This is a genomic window from Rheinheimera soli (genome assembly GCF_021290985.1).
GTDB classification, from domain to species: domain Bacteria; phylum Pseudomonadota; class Gammaproteobacteria; order Enterobacterales; family Alteromonadaceae; genus Pararheinheimera; species Pararheinheimera soli.
Genome location: NZ_JAJOYU010000085.1, coordinates 1 through 1,347, shown reverse-complemented (window position 1 = coordinate 1,347; position 1,347 = coordinate 1). Strand labels below are relative to the sequence as shown.

At 48.6% G+C, this 1,347-nt stretch carries 1 protein-coding gene; it reads left to right on the top strand.

Going from position 1 to position 1,347, the window contains the following annotated elements:
• Positions 1-60 precede the first annotated feature (60 nt).
• Positions 61-1,317, top strand: coding sequence for an IS4 family transposase (locus LSG37_RS21095; RefSeq protein ID WP_233081976.1), 1,257 nt, complete (start codon positions 61-63; stop codon positions 1,315-1,317).
• The last annotated feature ends 30 nt before the right edge of the window (positions 1,318-1,347 follow it).

Here is a 1,347-nt window from a genome sequence, read left to right as displayed (position 1 = left end):
TCCTGAGGTATCCCCAGAAAATACTGAACTGAAAAAAAGATGAACTAAAGAAGAACATTCATGGGATTTGGTGATCAGATCAATCGCCAAAAATCACTGGGCCAAACCACCATGAATGTTCGTCGTATGCTAACTAATTTTATCCACGCTGTCACACCCACTTTGCATGCATATCGCAGAGCTTCACTCACATCTATCGTTCAAAGCGCTTGCGAAGGCTCACCACTAACCATCACGGCTCTTGGCCGTGGTCTCGGTGGAAAAGCATTGGAAAAACATCGTATTAAGCGTGCAGACCGTCTGCTCTCCAATACCCGATTCCAGAAAGAACTCCCCCTTATCTACAAAACGCTGGCCCGTTTGTTGGTCGCATCTTTACCTCGTCCTATCATTCTGGTGGACTGGTCTGATTTAGACTCCTCTGGCCGTCACTTCCTGCTTCGGGCATCGCTGGCCTTCAAGGGCCGTTCAATGACTCTGTACGAAGAGGTGCATACTCGGGATACCAAAGAAAAGCCACTGACTCATCAACTGTTTCTCGACGAGCTTCGGGACATACTCCCGACAGAATGCACACCGGTGATTGTCTCGGATGCAGGGTTTAGAGTGCCTTGGTTCAGACAAGTACAGCAACTTGGATGGGATTACCTGGGGCGGGTCCGCCACAGCACCATGTATTGCGACGATGAGATTGACTGGGACTACACGAAGTCTCTGTACGCTCAGGCTACCAGTACTCCCAAGGTTTTAGCGAATGTCACACTGGCCCGCAGTAATCCACTGCTCACGACCCTTGTTCTTTACAAACAACCTGCGCAGGGGCGTCATTCATTGAATAGAAAAGGTGAACCTCGTCGAAGTAAAACCAGCCTGACAGCAGCACGAGGCGCGGATGAACCCTGGTTGTTAGCCACCTCGCTCAGTACAGACAGTAAGGCCAAAGCCACTGCGGTGATCCAGTGTTACAGAAGCCGAATGCAAATTGAAGAAGGCTTCCGTGACCAGAAATCTATTCGGTTTGGTTTAGGGTTATCGCTTCAGAATACGTCAATCAGGGCAAGACTAGCGGTGTTGGTTATGATAGGAACGTTAGCTTGTATGTATCTGTATTTATTAGGATTGATGGGCCAGCACGCAGGTCTTGCACGACAGTATCAAGCCAATACAGAAAAGCGAAGAAATGTCTTGAGTTGTTTTTTTCTGGGAAGGAGGATACTTAAAACAGCATGCCATCGTATTCCAATAGCATGCTGGAGAGAGGCGCTTCACGAATTCAGGCAGCATACCGCTTCGTATGCTGCCCAATGGAGTCGTTAACTATGTCGAAATTTGTGGGGATCCCTCAGG

What these genes read in the sequence shown, in the direction of transcription:
- LSG37_RS21095 (WP_233081976.1), top strand. Translation starts at nt 61, where the DNA reads ATGGGATTTGGTGATCAGATCAATCGCCAAAAATCACTGGGCCAAACC.